Raw genomic sequence first — 21,041 nt, 5'->3', positions numbered from 1 at the left:
GGGCGGGGGGGTCCGCGCGGGGGGGGTTTCAGCGCACCGTCTTTGGGACCCCCCCCCCCCCCCCCCCCCCCCCCCCCCGCTCCCACAGGTTCCGCGGCAAGCCTGGCTCCTACAGAAGGCAAAATGAAAAAGCCCGCCAAGGCTTACACCTTGGCGGGCTTTTTTGTATCTGGGCGGTTTAGAACGCGCCCATGTAATCGCGCTTGCCCACTTCCACGCCGTTGTGACGCAGCAGTGCGTAAGCGGTGGTCACGTGGAAGAAGAACTGCGGCAAACCATAGCTCAGCAGGTAAGCCTGGCCAGTGAAGCGCTTCTCTTTAGGCGTGCCTGGACGGGTAACGATCTCGATGCCTTCCTTGCCGTCGATCTGCTCGGGTTTGATCTCGCCGATGAAAGCCAGAACCTTGGCGATCAACGCTTGCAGTTCGGCGAAGGTGGTTTCGGTGTCATCGTATTTCGGCAGTTCGACTTCAGCCAGACGCGCCGAAACACCTTTGGCGAAATCGACGGCGATCTGCACCTGACGCACCAGCGGGAACATGTCCGGGTACAGACGGGCTTGCAGGAACGCGTTCGGATCAATATTTTTCGCGCTAGCGTGGGCTTCGGCCTTGCTCAGGTTGTTGCTCAGGGCATTGAGCATTTGCTGGAAAACCGGAACGGAAGCGGCGTACAGGGAAATAGTCATGATGGTCTCGTGTGGTGACAGGAGTAAAAACGTGGAGCGATTATAGCCATGCCCGACCGCCCTGCGGCTTGTCTTTTATCCTGCAAGGATTAGGCTAGGCGGCTTCGACTGCATGCTTCGACTGCATAGGGAAAAGCGCGATGAGCACTGAGCAAGAAACGACCTCCGACGAACCGCGGCTCAACAGCACGGAAATCCGCATTCTGGGCTCGTTGATCGAGAAACAGGCCACCAGCCCGGAAACCTATCCGCTGACGCTTAATGCGCTGGTGATTGCCTGCAACCAGAAAACCAGCCGCGAACCGGTGATGAACCTCAGCCAGGGCCAGGTCGGCCAGAGCCTGCGCGTTCTGGAAGGTCGCGGTTTTACCCGGTTGGTGATGGGCAGCCGTGCCGACCGTTGGGAGCATCGGGTCGACAAGGCGCTGGAGCTGGTGCCGGCGCAGGTGATTCTGACGGGGCTGTTGTTTCTGCGCGGCCCGCAGACGGTCAACGAACTGCTGACCCGCAGCGGCCGCATGCATGACTTCGAAGATGCCGAGCAGGTGGTGCATCAACTGGAGCGCTTGATCGCCAGGGGTCTGGCGCTGTTGATCCCGCGCCAGGCCGGCCAGCGCGAAGACCGTTACATGCATGCACTGGGCGATCCGGCGGATATCGAAGTGATCCTGGCTGCCCGGCAAAATCCTGTGGAGCGTGGCACCAGTGGCGGTGTGTCGGTAGAGCGAATCGAAGAGCTTGAAGCGCGGATCGCGGCGCTGGAAGAGCGACTGGCACGCCTCGAATAAACGCCTTGTTCGCGATGTACGAAGTCCTTGTGGCGAGGGAGCTTGCTCCCGCTGGGTCGCGAAGCGGCCCCAAACCTGTCAACGCATTACGTCTGGCTCACCGGGTTTGCCTGCCTTGCGACTGCTTCGCAGCCGAACGGGAGCAAGCTCCCTCGCCGCAGGGTTCGCGCTCAACTCTGAACTGCTACTCGCCATCCCAATAATCCACGCCATCGGCCTGCCTGGCGACGGCGACGAAGCCTGAAGCATTGCCCTGGGCATCGACCTTGAAGTCGTCCATCACCACGTATTTGCCGGAATCCGGGTATTCGCAAATGTCCGGTGATTGCTGGCTGCTGACCGCCAGATAGCGCAATTCGCCGTTGCTGGTGTTGATGATCTGGTGCGCGGCTTCAGGACCACCCGCCGGGCAGGCAATCACATCACCAGCGCGGATCGGAAAGCGTTCGGCACCCAGGCGAATCTCCCCCTCCCCGCCCGCGATTGGCCAGTACAGTCAACTGTCAGCTGCGGGCAAACGCCACGGCTTTCTGGAACTGCTCATCGGTCGGCCGCACGCCGGTGTACAACACGAACTGTTCCAATGCCTGGATCGCAATCACTTCCAGCCCGGTGATCACCCGCTTGCCTTCGGCACGACCGCGCACGATCAGTGGTGTTTCCGAGGGGATCGCCACCACATCGAAGACAGTTTCCGCCGCAGCGATAGCGTCAGGCTCAAACGCCAGTTGATCGGCCTCCGGCCCGCCGGTCATGCCGATGGGCGTGACGTTGATCAGCATCTGCGGGCGTTGAGCGCCCAACTCCGCCAGCCAGTGATAACCCAACGATTCAGCCAAGGCATGCCCGGCACGCTCGTTACGGGCCACGATCAGGCCGTTTTTGTAGCCGCCATCGCGCAAGGCACTGGCCACAGCCTTGGCCATGCCGCCACTGCCACGCAGGGCAAAGGTCGAATCCTTGGGCACCTGATGGGTTTCAAGCAACTGGGCGATGGCAATGTAATCGGTGTTGTAGGCCTTGAGGTGACCGTTGGTATTGACGATAGTGTTGATCGATTGGATGGCCTCAGCCGATGCATCCAGCTCATCGACCAACGCAATACAAGCTTCCTTGAACGGCATCGACACCCCGCAACCCCGGATCCCCAAGGCGCGGATGCCGCCCACGGCGCCCGGCAAGTCCTGGCTGCTGAAGGCCTTGTAGTAAAAATTCAGGCCCAATTGTTCGTACAGATGGTTGTGAAACCGCAGGCCGAAGTTGCCGGGGCGCCCCGAGAGTGACATGCACAGCTGAGTGTCTCTGTTGGGGTTCATCTGCATTGGAATCTCCTTCAATAGCACTTTCGGATGGACGGGATTAGCCACTTCACCGGTTCTGATTGATCATAAAAGCCAGTCTGCACTTGGCACACAGCCGTAAAGAAGCCGGTACAGACCTTACACAAAATTTACCCAACGGCTGTGCTGATTTTCAAAAAAATACTGTCTTAGAAGTATCCCCGCGACAACTTGTGTCTATTGCAGACGCGAGCGCCGGGTCGAAGAACCGAGGACTTATCATGATCCGTAAAATCCCCACAGTAGCCTTGCTGATCGGTGCTCTTGCTATCGCAGGGCAGGCAGAAGCAGGTGGTCGTGGTCATGGCGGCTGGGAAGGTCCGGCTGTGTTTGGTGCGATCGTCGGCTCGGCAATCATTGGCTCAGCAATAATCAGCCGCGACCGTCCAGTGTATGTGGAGCAACCGGTCTACGTTCAGCCACAACCGGTGTACGTGCAGCCACCGCCTGTTTATTACCAACCGGCGCCGGTCTACGTTCAACAACCGATGTACTACCGCCCGGCACCGATCTATTACGGTCCGCCACGCGGGTATGGCCCACCACGCGGCTATTACGGCCCTCCCCATGGTTATTATCGTGGCGACCGCTGGTAATACGCTCATCAGGCCCCGCTTTAAAAGCGGGGCCTTTTTTGTGACCACTGGCTGGACGAAGTCTGAATAAATCTCGCCAAGGTCGCTGTCGGGACAGTACCGGCCGGTAAAGTTGGTCATATTTATGTCATGTCCGATCCGCAAGCTTGGATCTGTCCGTAAACAACAGGTTGATAAAAACAAGGACGACCTTCATGCCCACACAAAACCCGCATCGCATTGTCGGCTTATGCACTTCCGACAAGGTGTACAACGCACTGACCGAACTCAAACACCTGGAAGGCCATCGCAGCGCAAAATTTCTTTCGCTGCTGGCAGAAAACCTGGTGCGCAAAGGCCTGCTCAATGAGCAGGAGGTGGTGCATATGCTCGATCTAGTGGTGGATTGACCGCAGAACTCATTGGCATCAATGACGACTATCGAAAGCGTTGATTGTCCGTTCAAGCGTCCGATCCGTAAGGTAGCTCCATAGATTAATGGAGGTACTTATGACTCAGGTTCAGATCATGTCCGTTATCGGCAGCGCCGTACCCGCATCGCTCAGAGCGCGGGGGTTACTCGCTTGTTGGTATCTGATGCAGGACGGCGAGCCTATCAGCGGTCCACTCACCTCGCTTCCCGCCGCCCAAGCCATGTCGCAACGTATCGGCTCGGGCCAGCTCAGTGCTTAAGGCAGCTGAACCTTGGGCTTGGAATCGATGAAAATCGCCCAGCTCGACACGAACAGCGCCGCGATCAACGGCCCGATGACAAAACCGTTCAGGCCAAAAAGCGCCAGGCCGCCCAGGGTCGAGATGAGAATCAAGTAGTCCGGCATTTTGGTGTCCTTGCCCACCAGGATCGGTCGCAGGACGTTGTCCACCAGGCCGATCACGAACACTCCGAACAAGGTCAGCACGGTGGCCTGCCAGATCGCGCCGCTGAACAGGAAATACGCCGCCACCGGTACCCAGACGATCCCCGCCCCCACCGCCGGCAACAGCGACAGAAACGCCATCAACACCGCCCAGAGCAGCACGCTCGGGATGTCCAGAAACCAGAAAATTAAACCACCCAATGCCCCTTGCGTGATCGCCACCACCACATTGCCCTTCACCGTGGCCCGCACCACTCGATTGAACTTGAGTTGCAAACGACGTTTCTGGTTGTCTTCCAGCGGTATCGCCGCACGTACTTTACGTGCCAGTTCGGACCCGTCCCGCAGGAAGAAAAACAGCAGGTACAGCATGACGAAAAAGCTCACCACGAATTCGAACGTGCCCTGACCAAAGTTGAACGCCTTGGTCGCGACAAACTGGCTGCCCTGCATCGTGCTCTTGATGATGTTCTCCCGAAGCCCGCTCAGCTCACCCATGCCGAAACGGTCGAGCAAGTACTGAACATAGGGCGGCAGACTTTGCTTGAACTGCAACACATACCCGGCGATGTCCAGTTCACCGCTTTCGATTCGGTTGTACAGCGCCGCACCGTCCTGAACCAGCAAGGTACTGATGGTGATTACCGGCAGGATCGCGATCACCACACAGAGACTCAAAGTGAACAGGGCCGTCAGGTTGCGTGGCCAGCCGAACCTCTGTTGCAACTGATGCTGCAAGGGCGAAAACAGAATGCCGAGGATGACCGCCCAGAACACCGCACCATAGAGCGGCAGCAGAATCCATATGAAGGCAATGCTCACCAGGGTCAGCAAGACCATCAGCGAGGTGTTTTGCAGCTTCGTTTCGTTCATGTCCGATCCATGTCAGTGCACAGGGGCGCCAACGCGCGTCTTGATGTTTAGTCCGCCACGGCTCGCGCGAGTGCCATCCGTTTTTCATCAAGCATAGATCCAGATCAATAAACCCCGCGGGCAAGCCGCTTACCCTTGCCGGCTTTTGCGATCGACACTGCCATGACCAGCGCCATAACGCTCACGCCCCCGGAACTGCTCGCCCCCGCCGGCACCCTGAAAAACATGCGTTATGCCTTCGCCTATGGCGCCGACGCGGTGTACGCCGGCCAGCCGCGCTACAGCCTGCGGGTGCGCAACAACGAATTCGATCACGCCAACCTCGCGCTCGGCATCGCCGAGGCCCAGGCTCAGGGCAAGCGTTTCTATGTGGTGGTGAACATCGCCCCGCACAACGCCAAGCTCAAAACATTCTTGAAGGACCTGGAACCGGTGATCGCCATGGCGCCGGACGCGCTGATCATGTCCGACCCGGGCCTGATCATGCTGGTGCGCCGGCACTTCCCGCAGATGCCGATCCACTTGTCAGTGCAGGCCAACACGGTGAACTGGGCCAGCGTCGAGTTCTGGCAGCAACAGGGCTTGAGCCGGATCATCCTGTCCCGCGAACTGTCGCTGGAAGAGATCGCAGAAATCCGCCAGCAGGTCCCGGCGATGGAGCTGGAAGTGTTCGTCCACGGCGCGTTGTGCATGGCCTATTCCGGGCGCTGTCTGTTGTCGGGTTATATGAACAAGCGCGACGCCAATCAGGGCAGTTGCACCAACGCCTGTCGCTGGAAATACTCGGCGACACCGGCCAGCGAAAATCAGCTTGGCGAAATCGTTCAGCAGTTCCGTCCCGAACCGACCCTGGGCATCGGCGCGCCGACCGATCAAGTGTTCCTGCTACAAGAAGCCAATCGCCCTGACGAACTGATGCCGGCATTCGAGGATGAACACGGCACCTACATCATGAACGCCAAGGACCTGCGCGCCGTGCAGCATGTCGAGCGCCTGACGCAGATGGGCGTGCATTCATTGAAGATCGAAGGCCGGACCAAATCGCACTTCTATTGCGCGCGCACCACCCAGGTGTATCGCCGCGCAATCGATGATGCGGTGGCTGGCCGAGCGTTTGATCGCAGCTTGATGACCGACCTGGAATCCCTGGCCCAACGTGGCTATACCGAAGGTTTTCTGCGTCGACATGTGCATGACGAATATCAGAATTACCAGAACGGCAGCTCGGTTTCAGAGCGTCAGCAGTTCGTGGGCGAGCTGACTGGCGAACGCCGGGATCGGCTGGCCGAGGTGCGGGTAAAGAATCGCTTTGGTCTGGGCGATCACATGGAACTGATGACGCCCAAGGGTAATTTCCACTTCGACTTGCATCAGTTGCAGAACGTCAAAGGTGAGGCCGTTGAAGTGGCGCCGGGGGATGGGCACACGGTGTATTTACCGATACCGGACGCGGTGGATTTGCGCTTTGGGTTGTTAATGCGCGATGTCAGCATGAGTTAAGAAATTTGAGCGACAAGCCCCCTTTAGGAGCGAGGCTTGCCCGCGAAAGCGATGTAATGACTTACGAATACCGCAACGCCGTAGCCGGCTCGACTTTCGCCGCCCGCCACGCTGGATACACCGTCGCCAAAAAGCTCATGATGAAACCGGCGGAACAGATCAACAACACATCCGCGCCCTGCAGCTCCGATGGCAAGTTACTGACAAAGTACACATCGGAACTGAAGATGTGCTGCCCGCTGACCCGCTCCATCCAGCCCACCAGCTCACTGACGTTCAGCGCTGCGATCACGCCCAGTACGCCGCCAATCAAGGTGCCGACAACCCCGATCACCGTGCCCTGCACCATGAAGATCGCCATGATCTGCCGAGGTGTCGCGCCGATGGTGCGCAGGATCGCGATGTCCGCGCCCTTGTCGTTCACCACCATGATCAGGGTCGCAATGATGTTGAACGCCGCCACCGCGACGATCATCAGCAACAGTAGGCCGATCATGGTTTTTTCCATCTTCATCGCGCTGAACAGACTGCCCTGGGTGTGGGTCCAGTCGTCAGCCTTGTAGGCAGCGCCCAGGCCTGTCGCGATGTCGCTCGACACTTGCGGCGCGGCGTACAGATCCTTCACCGCCAGGCGCACGCTCTGCACCTGATTCGGCTGCCAGTGTTGCATCTGCGCGGCATCGGCGACGTGGATCAGCGCCATGGAGCCGTCCAGCTCGGCGCCAACCTTGAACACGCCCACCACGTTCAGCCGCTGCATGCGCGGGGTGATGCCGCCCGGTGCGGTGCTGATTTCCGGCACGATCAGGGTGATCTTGTCGCCGACGTTCAAGCGAAAGCGCCGCGCAGTGATCTCACCGATCACCACGCCAAACTCGCCGGGCTTCAAGGCGTCCAGACGCCCCTGAACAATGTGCTTGGCAACGATCGAGACCTTGCCTTCCAGCGCCGGGTCGACACCGCTGACCTGGATCGGCTGCATCGTGCCCTTATAGGACAGCATGCCTTCCATCTCGGTGAAGGGCACCGCCGCCGTCACTTCAGGATTCTTCATCGCCGCGGCGGCCACCGGCTGCCAATCATCGATAGGGTTCACGCCGACGATAGTCGCGTGGGGCACCATGCCGAGGATGCGCGAGCTCATTTCGCGCTGGAAGCCGTTCATTACCGACAACACCACGATCATCGCCAACACGCCCAGGGCGAGGCCGATCATCGAGGTCATCGATATGAAGGAAACAAAGCGATTGCGGCGCTTGGCGCGGGTATAGCGCGCGCCGATAAAGATCGATAACGGTCTGAACATTCGCTGGGCACCGTATAAAAATAAAAGACCCGACGTACTGTTCAGTACGTCGGGTTTCGGTCAATCAGATGGGTGTCAGGTAACCTTCCTGCAAATGCAGGACGCGATCCATCTGGCGGGCCAGGTTCATGTCATGGGTCACCACCAGAAACGCGGTGCGCATCGAGGTGCTGAGTTCCAGCATCAAATCCTGAATGCCCTGGGCGGTGTGGGAGTCGAGGTTGCCGGTCGGCTCGTCGAGCATCACCAGGCCTGGCTTGTTCACCAGGGCACGGGCAATGGCCACACGCTGGCGTTCGCCACCGGACAATTCCGCCGGTTTGTGCTCCAGACGATGGCCCAGCCCTACCCGCTCCAGCAACGCCGTCGCACGCTGACGCGCTTCCGGGATCGCGGTTTTACCGATCAGCAGCGGCATGCAGACGTTTTCCAGCGCGGTGAACTCAGGCAGCAAGTGGTGGAACTGGTAAACGAAACCCAGCGACCGATTGCGCAGCAGGCCACGGGCCTTTTCATTCAGTGCCGAGAGCTCTTCACCGGCCAGCCAGACGCTGCCCTTGGTCGGCGTATCGAGGCCGCCCAGCAGGTTGAGCAAGGTACTTTTGCCCGAACCCGACGTACCGACGATCGCCACGCGCTCACCAGGGTGCAGCTCCAGTTGCAGACCGGCCAGAACCTCTACCGATTCCGGGCCTTCCACGTAGGATTTGCCCAGGTTGCGGCAGCTCAAGATTGCTTTATCACTCATGCCCGACTCACTCATAACGTAGCGCCTCCGCAGGCTGGGTGCGCGCGGCACGCCAGGCTGGATACAGGGTGGCGAGGAAACTCAGAACCAACGCGGCGGCGCAGACCATCAACACGTCCTGGCTCTGCACTTGCGACGGCAGGTAATCGATGAAGTACACGTCGGCGTTGAGGAACTTGTGGCCGATCAGCCCTTCAAGGGCGGAGATCGCGGCGCTGACGTTCAGCGCGGCGAAGATGCCGACCACAGCGCCGATCAGCGTACCGACCACGCCAATGACCGTGCCCTGGACCATGAAGATCGCCATGATCTGCCCCGGCGTAGAACCCAGGGTGCGCAGGATCGCGATGTCGCCCTTCTTGTCGTTCACCACCATTACCAGCGTGGAGATGATGTTGAACGCCGCCACGGCGACGATCAGCAGCAACAGCAGGCCGATCATGGCTTTTTCCATGCGGATCGCTTGATACAGGTTGCCGTGGGTGCGGGTCCAGTCGCGGGCGTAATACTTGTCTTCGCCGAGTTGCTGGGCGATGGTCCACGCAGTTCGTGGGGCCTGGAACAGGTCATCGAACTTCAACCGCAGGCCCTGGACCTGATCCGGCTGCCAGCGGTGCAGCTTCGCCAGATCCTGCAAATTGGTGATGCCCAGATAGCCGTCAATCTCACCGGCGCCGACGTGGAAGATGCCGACCACGGTAAAGCGTTTCATGCGCGGGAACATCCCGGCCGGGGTTACGGTGACTTCCGGCGCGACAAACGTCAGTTTGTCGCCGACCGCCACGCCGAGTTTGGCCGCGGCCTTGTCGCCGATGACGATGCCGAAACTGCCCGGCGCCAGGTCATCGAGTTTGCCCTGCTGCATGAAGTTATCAATGATCGACACCTGCCGTTCCTGCACAGGGTCGATGGCATTGAGCAGCACCTTGGAGACCTTGCCGTTGTTGGTCAGCAGGCCCTGCATCTGGACGAAGGGCGCAACCGCCGCCACCTGCGGGTTCTGCTTGACCTTGGCGGCCAGGCTTTGCCAGTCGCTGATCGGCTCACCGGACTCGATGGTCGCGTGGGGCACCATGCCCAGCACGCGGGTGCGCATCTCATGATCGAAGCCGTTCATGACCGACAGCACGACGATCATCACGACCACGCCAAGGGCGAGTCCGATCATCGAGGTCAGGGAAATGAACGACACAAAATGATTGCGACGCTTTGCACGGGTATAACGCGTGCCAATAAATACGAAGAGAGGTCTGAACATGTCGGGGCTTGTTCGGAGGGAAAAGGAACGTCCTTGTGGCGGGGGTCGATAACCAGCTTTACACTCAGACCACCGCCGCTACCATGGGTTCGCCATGTCGACATTAGATGAAGAAGATCGCCGCGAATACTACCGTATCGAGGACACGATCGCACTGGAAATTCGGCCCCTGTCTGCTCCCGAAGCCGCAGGCCAGGAAGTGTTGCAGGATGCTTCCCCTCTATTCAACCTGCTCAGCGAACTGCACCTGAGCGAATTCGAGTCGCAACACCTGTTGCGACAGATCAGCGAACGCGACCGGACCATCGCCGCGTTCCTGAAATCCCAGAACAAACGCATCGATCTGCTGAGCCAGGTGGTCGCCCTGACCGTGCTCGGACAGATCGGCGAACCGCAGCCGGTCATCCTCTCCGAAGGAGGTATCGACTTCCAGCATCCGACGCCCATCGCCACTGGCGCGCACCTGTCGGTCAAGCTGGTACTCATGCCGCAAGCCCTTGGCCTGTTGCTGCGTGCCCGCGTCACCCATTGCGACCGCAAGGGCGAAGGCTACGATGTCGGCACCGAGTTCGAATATCTGTCCGATGCCCAGCGGCAATTGCTGGCTCGTTACATCTTGCAGCGACAGGCACAAGAACGACGCCTGGCCCGCGAACAAAACGAATCAGGCATTTAATTTAAGGAAGAACCGTGACCCTCATCTACGGCCATCGCGGCGCCAAGGGCGAAGCACCGGAAAACACCCTGACCAGCTTTCAGGAATGCCTCAAGCACGGCGTACGCCGTTGCGAACTGGACCTGCACCTGTCCAGGGACGGCGAGTTGATGGTGATCCACGACCCGACCCTCAAACGCACCACCGAGCGTCGCGGCAAAGTAGTCGAACATACCGCCGCGGAGCTGGTGACCTACGACGCGCGCAAGGGCGGCCCGGGCTGGATCAAACCCTGCCCGATTCCAACGTTGGAAGAATTGTTCGAGAAATGTGATTTCGATCACTGGCAACTGGAAGTCAAAAGCGCTTCACGCACCCGCGCCGCGACCACCGTGCTGGCGATTCGGGAAATGGCGCAGCGTTTCGGTATGCGGGACAAGATCACGATTACGTCGAGTTCACGCGAAGTGTTGAAAGCCGCGCTGGACCTGGTGCCGGACGTGTCTCGCGGTTTGGTGGCCGAGTATGCCTGGCTCGACCCGTTGAAGGTCGCGCAAAACTATGGCTGTGAGATTCTGGCGCTGAACTGGACCCTGTGTACGCCGGAACGCCTGCAAAAGGCGCAACGTCAGGGGCTGCATGTGTCGGTGTGGACAGTCAACGAGCCCGCGCTGATGCGCAGACTCGCCGACTTCGGCGTTGACAGCCTGATTACAGACTTTCCCGGTTTGGCCACTGCCACGCTCGAGAATTGCTGAAATCGGTCTCCCCGGCCGGCTCAGGCCACCGGCCGGAGCCGCTCAAAAAAGCCGGTTGAGGCCATCGTACGCCGCTACCCGATAGGCTTCAGCCATGGTCGGGTAGTTGAACGTCGTGTTGACGAAGTACTTCAGGGTGTTCTGTTCGCCCGGCTGGCTCATGATCGCCTGACCGATGTGCACGATCTCCGACGCCTGATAACCGAAGCAGTGAACGCCCAGCACTTCCAGGGTATCGCGGTGGAACAGGATCTTCAGCATGCCTTGCGGTTCGCCGGCAATCTGCGCACGCGCCATGCCTTTGAAGAACGCCTTGCCCACTTCATACGGCACCTTGGCCTGAGTCAGCTCCTGCTCGTTCTTGCCGATCGAGCTGATCTCCGGAATGGTGTAGATGCCGGTTGGCACATCGTTAACGAAGCGCCAGCTGCCATTGTCGACAATGCTGCCAGCGGCCGAACGCCCCTGATCGTGCGCGGCACTGGCCAGGCTCGGCCAACCGATCACATCACCGGCGCCATAAATATTTGGCACGCAGGTGCGGTAGTTTTCGTCGACTTCGATCTGGCCACGGCTGTTGACCTTCACGCCGATATTTTCCAGACCCAGCTGATCGGTGTTGCCGGTACGACCGTTGCACCAGAGCAAGGCATCGGCCTTGATCTTCTTGCCGGACTTCAGGTGCAGGATCACACCGTTGTCCACGCCTTCGACGCGATCGTAGTCTTCGTTGTGGCGAACCGTGATGTTGTTGTTGCTGAAGTGGTAACTCAACGCCTGGGAAATTTCCGAGTCGAGGAAGCTCAGCAACTGACCGCGGTTGTCCACCAGCTCAACCAGCACACCCAGGCCACTGAAGATCGAGGCGTATTCGCAACCGATCACACCAGCGCCGTAAACGATGAGTTTGCGCGGGGTATGGCCAAGGCTGAGGATGGTGTCGCTATCGTAGATACGCGGGTGATGGAAATCGATGTCCGCCGGGCGATAAGGGCGCGAACCGGTGGCAATGATGATGTGCTTGGCCACCAGTTTTTCGACCACGCCATTGGCGCAGACCACTTCGATGGTTTGCTCGTCAGCGAAGCTGCCGGTACCGAAGAACACGTCGACACGGTTACGGGCGTAGTAACCGGTGCGCGAGGCAACTTGTTTGGAGATGACTTTTTCGGCGCTTTTCAAAACGTCCGGGAACGAGAACCAGCGCGGCTCACCAATGGCCCGAAACATCGGGTTGGTGTTGAACTGCATGATCTGCCGGACCGAGTGACGCAAGGCCTTGGACGGGATGGTGCCCAGGTGAGTGCAGTTGCCGCCGACCTGGCGACGACTATCGACCATCGCCACCTTGCGCCCTGCTTTGGCGGCATTCATTGCCGCGCCTTCTCCGGCCGGGCCGGAACCCAACACCACCACGTCGTAGTTGTAGACAGCCATGCATACTCCTCAGAACAGGCCGCGGCGCCCTCGGCACCTGCGGCTAAATCACGCCGATCTGCGGCGTGAAGGAACAATTTGGGGCCAGTGCAGAACCCGGACACAGTCTATAGAAGCGCCAACGCCGGGCACATTAACCCTTGGTCGCGTCGTAGGCTAGTTTTGCCTGCACTACAACGCCATCAAAAACGCTTTTGATGCCGCAATCACTTGGTTTTCTCACCCACCAGGCGCTCAAAAGCCTGATTGGTGCGTGTGACGAAACCTGTATCGGCACGAATCACAAAGAATGCACCAATGTCATGGGTTTGGGCATAGTCCCAACCCCGTTCAGGACCGAGAATCAGCAACAGCGTCGATAGGCCATCGGCCATTAACGCTGAAGGATGAATGACTGTGACTGACGCCAGGGTGTGTAGGACTGGTGCACCGCTGCGGGCATCGAAGGTGTGGGAATAGCGCTGGCCACCCTGCTCGAAATAATTACGGTAGTCACCGGAGGTGGACACGCCATAGCCGTCGATGGCGATGATTTTTTGCACGACTTGCTGATCGTCTCGGGGTTCTTCCAGGGCGATGCGCCAAGGCGAGCCATCGAGTTTTTTGCCGGCGGCCTTGAGTTCGCCAGTGACTTCAGTCAGGTAACTGTGGATACCCATTGCTTCGAGTTTCGCGGCAATCGTATCGACCGCGTAACCGGCAGCGATGCTGTTGAAGTCGAGCTCGATTGCCACGTCCTTGCACAACTGATCACCGTCGATGCGCAAATGGTTGTGGCCGACGCGTTGCTGCACCTCGGCGAGCGCCTCGGCACTCGGCACTTTTTCCTCTCGCGCTTGCGGCCCGAATCCCCAGAGGTTGAGCAGCGGCTCCACCGTCAGGTCGAAGGAGCCGTCGCTTTGGGATGACAACTGCTCGCCCACACGGATCAATTCGAGCACAGGGCCAGGCATGACCTGACAGCGACCGGCCGGCATTGTGTTGAAGCGTACGGTGTCCGAGTCGCTGCGATAGGTCGAGAATTGTCGATCCACTTCGGCGAGAATATTTTCTACTTCGGCCTGCACCGCTTTCGCCCCCGGCGTGGAGGAATGTCTTACGTATTGGATGGAATAACGACTGCCCATGGTCGGGCCGTCGAAGCGTTCGAGGCTGTCACCGTTGCCGCAACCGGCCAAAACGCCGGCCAGCACCACAAGTCCACCCCACCGTCCAGTTAACAAATCTTCATCTCCCCTCAAAACCGCGCCCGCCATTATGGGCCTCAGAGCGCATGGGGGCGAGGTCTGCCAGCGTCCGTCAGTCAGACGCAAAACCTGTGGGAGCGAGCCTGTGTGGCGAGAGGGCTTGCCCCCGTCCGATTGCGAAGCAATCGTAAATCCGGTCACCGCTATCGCGAGCAGGCTCCCACAGGTGCAGCGTTTTCAAACAAGATTTACCAGCGTGAGTACTTACAAATGTCTTCCAATACGAGCAACGGCAAAGCAATTTTTCGCGTCGTCAGCGGAAACTTCCTGGAGATGTTCGACTTCATGGTCTACGGCTTTTACGCCACGGCCATTGCTAAAACCTTCTTCCCTGCCGACAGCGCTTTCGCTTCCCTGATGCTGTCTTTGGCCACTTTCGGGGCCGGCTTCCTGATGCGTCCGTTGGGGGCGATTTTCCTCGGGGCTTACATCGACCGTCACGGCCGCCGCAAAGGCCTGATCATCACATTGGCAATGATGGCCGCCGGCACACTATTGATTGCCTGCGTGCCGGGTTACGCGACACTGGGTGTCGCGGCGCCGCTGATCGTATTGCTCGGTCGCCTGTTGCAAGGCTTCTCGGCGGGCGTGGAACTGGGCGGTGTGTCGGTGTACCTCGCCGAGATCTCCACACCAGGCCGCAAAGGCTTCTTCGTCAGTTGGCAATCCGCCAGTCAGCAAGCCGCGGTGGTATTCGCCGGCCTGCTCGGCGTGGGTTTGAACCATTGGCTCAGCCCGCAAGAAATGGGTGAATGGGGCTGGCGCGTGCCGTTCCTGATCGGCTGCATGATCGTGCCGGTGATCTTCGTGATCCGCCGTTCGCTGGAAGAAACCCCGGAATTCCAGGCGCGTAAGCACCGCCCTACCTTGCAAGACATTGTCCGCTCGATTGGTCAGAACTTCGGCATCGTCCTCGCCGGCATGGCGCTGGTGGTGATGACCACTGTGTCGTTCTACTTGATCACCGCCTACACCCCGACCTTCGGCAAAGCCGAACTGCATCTGTCGGATCTGGATACGTTGCTGGTGACCGTGTGCATTGGCCTGTCGAATTTCTTCTGGCTGCCGGTGATGGGTTCAGTGTCTGACAGAATCGGGCGCAAACCCCTGCTGTTGGCGGCGACGATTCTGGCGATCCTCACGGCTTATCCAGCGCTGTCATGGCTGGTTGCGAACCCGAGCTTCAGCCATCTGCTGATCGTCGAGTTGTGGCTGTCGTTCCTGTATGGCTCGTACAACGGTGCCATGGTGGTGGCCCTGACCGAGATCATGCCGGTGGAAGTTCGCACGACCGGTTTCTCCCTTGCCTACAGCCTGGCGACCGCGACCTTTGGTGGTTTCACACCGGCGGCCTGCACGTATCTGATCCATGTGCTGGACAACAAGGCGGCACCGGGGATCTGGCTCAGTGGCGCGGCGGTGCTGGGGTTGATTGCGACGCTGGTGTTGTTCCGCGGCAATCGTCATGAACTGCGGACTGCGCAGGCAGCAGTAGTGGGTGGCGCCTGATCGATAGCCTTCGCGGGCAAGCCTCGCTCCTACAGAGAAGAGGATCGTTCCCATGCTCTGCGTGGGAATGCAGCCCAGGACGCTCCGCGCCCCTTCCAAAGCCGAACGCAGAGCGTCCGTTGAGGCATTCCCACGCAGAGCGTGGGAACGATCACCCACAAACAAAAACGCCCCGACCAAAGTCGGGGCGTTTTCATATGCGGCTAAGGCTTAGCGCGGGAATGCTGGCGGGTTTACACCGGCCATGTCTTCCATCACGCGAACTACCTGGCAGCTGTAACCGAACTCGTTGTCGTACCAGACGTACAGAACAACGCGGTTGTCCTGAACGATGGTCGCTTCAGCGTCCACAACACCTGCGTGGCGCGAGCCAACGAAGTCGGTGGAAACCACTTCCTGCGAATTGACGTAGTCGATTTGCTTGTGCAGATCGGAGTGCAGCGCCATGTAGCGCAGGTACTCGTTCATCTCTTCACGGGTGGCGGCTTTCTCAAGGTTCAGGTTGAGAATGGCCATCGACACGTTCGGCGTCGGAACACGGATCGCGTTACCGGTCAGCTTGCCGGCCAGCTCAGGCAGCGCCTTGGCAGCAGCGGTGGCAGCACCAGTCTCGGTGATAACCATGTTCAGCGCGGCGCTACGGCCACGGCGATCACCCTTGTGGAAGTTGTCGATCAGGTTCTGGTCGTTAGTGTACGAGTGAACAGTTTCGACGTGACCGTTGATGATGCCAAACTTGTCATTCACAGCCTTCAGCACCGGCACGATGGCGTTGGTGGTGCAGGAAGCGGCGGACACGATCTTGTCGTCAGCGGTGATTTCACCGTGGTTGATGCCGTGAACGATGTTCTTCAGCTTGCCTTTGCCAGGCGCGGTCAGAACAACGCGGTCGATACCCGGGCAGGACAGGTGCTGGCCCAGGCCGTCGGCGTCACGCCATACACCGGTGTTATCCACCAGCAGCGCGTTTTTGATGCCGTACTGGGTGTAGTCCACTTCAGTCGGGTTCTTCGCGTAGATAACCTGGATCAGGTTGCCGTTGGCGGTGATGGTGTTATTGGCTTCATCAATGGTGATGGTGCCATTGAACGAACCGTGTACCGAGTCGCGACGCAGCAGGCTGGCACGCTTGACCAGATCGTTCTCGGCGCCCTTGCGGACAACGATGGCGCGCAGACGCAGGCCGTCGCCACCACCGGTTTTCTCGATCAGGATGCGCGCCAGCAGACGACCGATACGACCGAAGCCATACAGGACAACGTCGGTGCCGGTACGGCCGGAACCATTCTGCTTGCCGACCACATCGGCCAGTTCGTCACGGACGAATGCTTCGGCGGTACGGCCATTACCTTCGGCTTTGAATTTGACAGCCAGCTTGCCCAGATCTACCGAAGCAGCGCCGAGCTTGAGCTCGCTCATTGCCTTGAGCAGAGGGAATGTTTCGTGGACGGACAATTCGCTGTCATCGGACTGGCGATGGCGAGCAAAGCGGTGAGCTTTGAGAATCGCGATGACAGACTGGTTGATCAGACTGCGGCCATAGATCGAGCTCACCACGTTGTTATTGCGGTAGAGCTGACCGATAAGCGGAATCATCGCTTCTGCGAGTGCTTCACGGTCGATCCATTCACCAAGACACTGGTCGGGCTTCTGAGTCACGGGAACCTTCCACATGTAGGGGCAGAAAAAAGGGGCTACATTATGCCGCCGAGTGGCTCCCGTAGCAATGCGCGCCTGTCGCACAGACGGTAACAAAATCCCGTTCAAAAAAATCACGCCCCACGCCAGCCCAGTAAAACCGGGGCTTTCAGCGCAGTCAATTTTCCGACGACAACGTTGCCGTGTCCGTAACCCTCCGTAACACTGAGCGGTTTTGGCACTACATTTTCAGTGTCAAACCGCCAGTTTTTGTCATTACCACTACATTTCACCCAGCTTGTGCATATAGACACAGTCTGCAACTGACAGCCGGCACCTGAGGCCGTTACAATTGTCGACTTTGTCGCAACGCTTGGAGCTCAACCTTCCGTGCCCGTTCTGCGTCTACCGCTTCTCCCTGCCGCGGCAGGTAAACAGCACTGGGGCAACCTGCCCGGTGCCGCCCTGAGCCTGGCCATTGCCGAGGCCGCCAGCGCTGCCAAGCGCTTTACCCTGCTACTGACCGCCGACAGCCAGAGTGCCGAACGGCTGGAACAGGAGCTGAGTTTCTTCGCCCCGGATTTGCCTGTTCTGCATTTCCCCGACTGGGAAACCCTGCCCTACGATCTGTTCTCGCCACATCAGGACATCATCTCTCAGCGCATCTCCAGCCTTTATCGGTTGCCGGAGCTGGAGCATGGCGTGCTGGTCGTGCCGATCACCACGGCCCTGCACCGCCTGGCGCCGACCAGATTTTTGCTGGGCAGCAGCCTGGTGCTGGACGTCGGCCAGAAGCTCGATGTCGAGCAAATGCGCAGCCGGCTTGAAGCCAGCGGCTATCGTTACGTCGATACAGTTTATGAGCACGGCGAATTCACCGTGCGCGGCTCGCTGATCGATCTGTTCCCGATGGGCAGCAAACTGCCCTTCCGCATCGATCTGTTCGACGACGAAATCGAAACCCTGCGTACCTTCGATCCGGAAAACCAGCGCTCAATCGACAAGGTGGACACTGTTCGCCTGCTGCCGGCGCGGGAGTTCCCGCTGCAAAAGGACGCGGTCACCCGTTTCAAGGCGCGCTTTCGCGAGCGCTTCGATGTCGACTTCCGTCGCTGCCCGATCTTTCAGGATTTGAGCAGCGGGATTACACCGGCGGGTATCGAGTACTACTTGCCGTTATTCTTCGACGAAACCTCCACCCTGTTCGACTATCTGCCTCAGGACACGCAAGTGTTCTCTTTGCCGGGCATCGAACAGGCGGCGGAAAATTTCTGGAACGACGTGCGCAATCGTTACGAAGAGCGCCGCGTCGACCCATCCCGTCCTTTATTGCCACCGGCCGAGCTGTTCTTGCCCGTGGAAGATTGCTTTGCCCGCCTGAAGAGCTGGCCTCGTGTGGTTGCCAGTCAACAGGACGTGGAAACCGGTGTCGGTCGCGAACGCTTCCCGGCTCAGCCACTGCCGAACCTGGCCATCGAAGCCAAGGCCACTCAGCCGTTGGCGGCGCTGGCCGGTTTCCTCGACGAATTCCCTGGCCGCGTGCTGTTTACCGCCGAGTCCGCGGGCCGTCGTGAAGTGCTGCTGGAATTGCTGGAACGCCTGAAGCTGCGGCCGAAAACCGTCGACAGCTGGCCAGACTTTGTTGCGAGCAAGGAGCGCTTGGCGATCACCATCGCACCGCTCGACGAAGGTCTGTTGCTGGACGATCCAGCCCTGGCCCTGGTCGCTGAAAGCCCGTTGTTCGGTCAGCGCGTGATGCAGCGTCGCCGTCGCGAGAAACGCGCTGACGCCAACAACGATGCAGTGATCAAAAACCTCACCGAACTACGCGAAGGCGCGCCGGTGGTGCACATCGATCATGGTGTCGGCCGCTATCTGGGACTGACGATCCTGGAAATCGATAATCAAGCCGCCGAATTCCTGACCCTTGAATATGCCGAGAACGCCAAGCTGTACGTCCCGGTAGCCAACCTGCACTTGATCGCCCGCTACACCGGCAGCGACGATGCCTTGGCGCCGCTGCACCGCCTCGGCTCCGAAACCTGGCAGAAAGCCAAACGCAAAGCCGCCGAACAGGTGCGCGATGTGGCCGCCGAGTTGCTCGACATCTATGCCCGTCGCGCCGCTCGCGAGGGTTATGCCTTCGCCGACCCCAAAGCCGATTACGCGACCTTCAGCGCCGGTTTCCCGTTCGAAGAAACCCCGGACCAGCAAACCACCATCGAAGCGGTGCGCGCCGACATGCTCGCGCCGAAACCGATGGATCGCCTGGTCTGCGGCGACGTCGGTTTCGGCAAGACCGAAGTGGCGATGCGTGCGGCGTTCATTGCGGTGCATGGCGGTCGTCAGGTGGCGATTCTGGTGCCGACCACCCTGCTCGCCCAGCAACACTACAACAGCTTCCGCGACCGCTTCGCCGACTGGCCGGTGAGCGTGGAAGTGATGAGTCGCTTCAAGTCGACCAAGGAAGTCAACGCCGCCGTCGCGGACCTGGCCGAAGGCAAGATCGACATCGTCATCGGCACACACAAGCTGCTGCAAGACGACGTCAAAATCAAAAATCTCGGGCTGGTGATCATCGACGAAGAGCACCGTTTCGGTGTCCGTCAGAAAGAACAGCTCAAGGCGCTGCGCAGTGAAGTCGACATCCTGACGCTGACCGCCACGCCAATTCCGCGCACGTTGAACATGGCGGTGTCGGGCATGCGCGACCTGTCGATCATCGCCACGCCACCGGCCCGTCGCCTGTCGGTGCGCACGTTCGTCATGGAGCAGAACAAGAGCACGGTCAAAGAAGCCCTGCTGCGTGAGTTACTGCGTGGCGGTCAGGTCTACTACCTGCACAACGACGTGAAGACCATCGAGAAATGCGCCGCCGACCTCGCCGAACTGGTGCCAGAAGCGCGGATTGGCATCGGCCACGGGCAGATGCGTGAACGCGATCTCGAACAAGTGATGAGCGACTTCTACCACAAGCGCTTCAACGTGCTGATCGCCTCGACCATCATCGAGACCGGCATCGACGTGCCGAGCGCCAACACCATCATCATCGAGCGTGCCGACAAGTTCGGCCTGGCGCAGTTGCACCAATTGCGCGGCCGGGTCGGTCGCAGCCACCACCAGGCGTATGCTTACCTGCTGACACCGCCGCGCCAGCAGATCACTCCCGACGCAGAAAAGCGCCTCGAAGCGATTGCCAACACCCAAGACCTCGGCGCGGGCTTCGTGCTCGCGACCAACGACCTGGAAATCCGCGGTGCCGGCGAACTGCTGGGCGACGGTCAGAGCGGGCAGATCCAGGCCGTCGGTTTCACGCTGTACATGGAAATGCTCGAGCGCGCGGTGAAGTCGATCCGCAAGGGCGAACAGCCGAACCTCGACCAACCGCTGGGCGGCGGTCCGGAAGTCAATCTGCGTGTACCGGCGCTGATCCCCGAGGACTATCTGCCGGATGTTCACGCGCGACTGATTCTCTACAAACGCATTGCCTCGGCCACCGATGAGGAAGGCCTCAAGGACCTGCAGGTGGAGATGATCGACCGTTTCGGCCTGCTGCCGGAGCCGACCAAGAACCTGGTGCGGATTACGGCGCTGAAATTGCAGGCCGAACAGCTGGGCATCAAGAAAGTCGACGGCGGCCCGCAAGGCGGTCGTATCGAGTTCGCGGCGCAGACACCGGTCGACCCGCTGACACTGATCAAACTGATCCAGAGCCAGCCCAAACGCTACAAATTCGAAGGCGCCACGATGTTCAAATTCCAGGTACCGATGGAGCGCCCGGAAGAACGTTTTAATACTGTAGAGGCGCTATTCGAGCGCCTCATTCCGACCACTGCTTGAAGG

Annotated in this window: 18 protein-coding genes and 1 pseudogene; 9 read left to right on the top strand and 10 right to left on the bottom strand. The window is 59.5% G+C overall.

What is annotated here, in order from left to right; translation table 11 throughout:
• Positions 1–178: 178 nt before the first annotated feature.
• Entirely contained in the window at positions 179–688 is a 510-nt protein-coding gene (locus tag ACZ9IM_RS04300; RefSeq protein WP_192342572.1) for a DUF1993 domain-containing protein, read from the bottom strand.
• Positions 689–828: 140 nt separating this feature from the next.
• Between ACZ9IM_RS04300 and ACZ9IM_RS04295 the strand changes: the two genes are divergently transcribed.
• Positions 829–1,476, top strand: a complete 648-nt coding sequence (locus ACZ9IM_RS04295) for a YceH family protein (protein WP_063343056.1) — start codon at positions 829–831, stop codon at positions 1,474–1,476.
• A gap of 184 nt (positions 1,477–1,660) precedes the next feature.
• Here ACZ9IM_RS04295 and ACZ9IM_RS04290 read toward each other — a convergent pair.
• Both ACZ9IM_RS04290 and ACZ9IM_RS04285 read right to left on the bottom strand, forming a co-directional pair.
• Positions 1,661–1,960 (bottom strand): annotated as a pseudogene (locus ACZ9IM_RS04290) (cupin domain-containing protein); the annotation flags it as partial.
• Between the two features lie 19 nt (positions 1,961–1,979).
• The gene (locus ACZ9IM_RS04285) at positions 1,980–2,798 is read right to left on the bottom strand and encodes a shikimate 5-dehydrogenase (protein ID WP_476223440.1); all 819 of its coding nucleotides are present in this window, start codon (positions 2,796–2,798) and stop codon (positions 1,980–1,982) included.
• Between the two features lie 239 nt (positions 2,799–3,037).
• Here ACZ9IM_RS04285 and ACZ9IM_RS04280 point away from each other — a divergent pair, with 239 nt between their 5' ends.
• From ACZ9IM_RS04280 to ACZ9IM_RS04270, 3 genes are all read left to right on the top strand, one after another.
• Complete coding sequence (locus ACZ9IM_RS04280) at positions 3,038–3,412, top strand: hypothetical protein (RefSeq protein ID WP_063343055.1); 375 nt, start codon at positions 3,038–3,040, stop codon at positions 3,410–3,412.
• 194 nt (positions 3,413–3,606) lie between these two features.
• On the top strand, positions 3,607–3,801 hold the full coding sequence (locus ACZ9IM_RS04275; RefSeq protein ID WP_008011397.1) for a hypothetical protein: 195 nt from the start codon (positions 3,607–3,609) through the stop codon (positions 3,799–3,801).
• 100 nt (positions 3,802–3,901) lie between these two features.
• Positions 3,902–4,084 (top strand): hypothetical protein, encoded by a 183-nt coding sequence (locus ACZ9IM_RS04270; RefSeq protein ID WP_427628099.1) that lies wholly within the window; start codon positions 3,902–3,904, stop codon positions 4,082–4,084.
• Here ACZ9IM_RS04270 and ACZ9IM_RS04265 read toward each other — a convergent pair.
• Positions 4,081–5,142, bottom strand: a complete 1,062-nt coding sequence (locus tag ACZ9IM_RS04265) for an AI-2E family transporter (protein ID WP_476223439.1) — start codon at positions 5,140–5,142, stop codon at positions 4,081–4,083. The two genes, ACZ9IM_RS04270 and ACZ9IM_RS04265, sit on opposite strands and share 4 nt — an antisense overlap.
• A 162-nt stretch (positions 5,143–5,304) precedes the next feature.
• Between ACZ9IM_RS04265 and trhP the strand changes: the two genes are divergently transcribed.
• Entirely contained in the window at positions 5,305–6,642 is a 1,338-nt protein-coding gene (gene trhP, locus ACZ9IM_RS04260) for a prephenate-dependent tRNA uridine(34) hydroxylase TrhP (RefSeq protein WP_476223438.1), read from the top strand.
• A 61-nt stretch (positions 6,643–6,703) separates the two neighbouring features.
• Here the strand turns inward: trhP and ACZ9IM_RS04255 are convergent, their stop codons facing one another.
• From ACZ9IM_RS04255 to ACZ9IM_RS04245, 3 genes are all read right to left on the bottom strand, one after another.
• Positions 6,704–7,948: a lipoprotein-releasing ABC transporter permease subunit gene (locus tag ACZ9IM_RS04255; RefSeq protein WP_007907744.1), complete on the bottom strand. Its 1,245-nt coding sequence runs from the start codon at positions 7,946–7,948 to the stop codon at positions 6,704–6,706.
• Between the two features lie 64 nt (positions 7,949–8,012).
• Complete coding sequence (gene lolD / locus ACZ9IM_RS04250) at positions 8,013–8,696, bottom strand: lipoprotein-releasing ABC transporter ATP-binding protein LolD (RefSeq protein WP_020700644.1); 684 nt, start codon at positions 8,694–8,696, stop codon at positions 8,013–8,015.
• Positions 8,697–8,703: 7 nt separating this feature from the next.
• The gene (locus ACZ9IM_RS04245) at positions 8,704–9,954 is read right to left on the bottom strand and encodes a lipoprotein-releasing ABC transporter permease subunit (protein ID WP_427628092.1); all 1,251 of its coding nucleotides are present in this window, start codon (positions 9,952–9,954) and stop codon (positions 8,704–8,706) included.
• 94 nt (positions 9,955–10,048) lie between these two features.
• On the opposite strand from ACZ9IM_RS04245, the gene ACZ9IM_RS04240 reads away from it, so the two are divergent.
• Both ACZ9IM_RS04240 and ACZ9IM_RS04235 read left to right on the top strand, forming a co-directional pair.
• Positions 10,049–10,630 (top strand): PilZ domain-containing protein, encoded by a 582-nt coding sequence (locus tag ACZ9IM_RS04240; protein WP_123496503.1) that lies wholly within the window; start codon positions 10,049–10,051, stop codon positions 10,628–10,630.
• A 14-nt stretch (positions 10,631–10,644) separates the two neighbouring features.
• On the top strand, positions 10,645–11,367 hold the full coding sequence (locus ACZ9IM_RS04235) for a glycerophosphodiester phosphodiesterase (protein WP_007907751.1): 723 nt from the start codon (positions 10,645–10,647) through the stop codon (positions 11,365–11,367).
• 42 nt (positions 11,368–11,409) lie between these two features.
• Here the strand turns inward: ACZ9IM_RS04235 and sthA are convergent, their stop codons facing one another.
• Positions 11,410–12,804, bottom strand: a complete 1,395-nt coding sequence (sthA, locus tag ACZ9IM_RS04230) for a Si-specific NAD(P)(+) transhydrogenase (protein WP_008073074.1) — start codon at positions 12,802–12,804, stop codon at positions 11,410–11,412.
• A gap of 206 nt (positions 12,805–13,010) precedes the next feature.
• Positions 13,011–14,060, bottom strand: a complete 1,050-nt coding sequence (locus ACZ9IM_RS04225; protein ID WP_476223437.1) for an FAD:protein FMN transferase — start codon at positions 14,058–14,060, stop codon at positions 13,011–13,013.
• 201 nt (positions 14,061–14,261) lie between these two features.
• Between ACZ9IM_RS04225 and tcuC the strand changes: the two genes are divergently transcribed.
• Complete coding sequence (gene tcuC, locus ACZ9IM_RS04220; protein ID WP_427628089.1) at positions 14,262–15,560, top strand: MFS transporter; 1,299 nt, start codon at positions 14,262–14,264, stop codon at positions 15,558–15,560.
• A 210-nt stretch (positions 15,561–15,770) separates the two neighbouring features.
• Here the strand turns inward: tcuC and ACZ9IM_RS04215 are convergent, their stop codons facing one another.
• Complete coding sequence (locus ACZ9IM_RS04215) at positions 15,771–17,234, bottom strand: glyceraldehyde-3-phosphate dehydrogenase (protein WP_476223436.1); 1,464 nt, start codon at positions 17,232–17,234, stop codon at positions 15,771–15,773.
• Between the two features lie 354 nt (positions 17,235–17,588).
• Here ACZ9IM_RS04215 and mfd point away from each other — a divergent pair, with 354 nt between their 5' ends.
• Entirely contained in the window at positions 17,589–21,038 is a 3,450-nt protein-coding gene (gene mfd, locus ACZ9IM_RS04210; protein WP_427625569.1) for a transcription-repair coupling factor, read from the top strand.
• The last annotated feature ends 3 nt before the right edge of the window (positions 21,039–21,041 follow it).

The organism is Pseudomonas sp. TE12508 (genome assembly GCF_056279485.1).
This window is presented reverse-complemented; position numbering and strand designations above follow the sequence as displayed.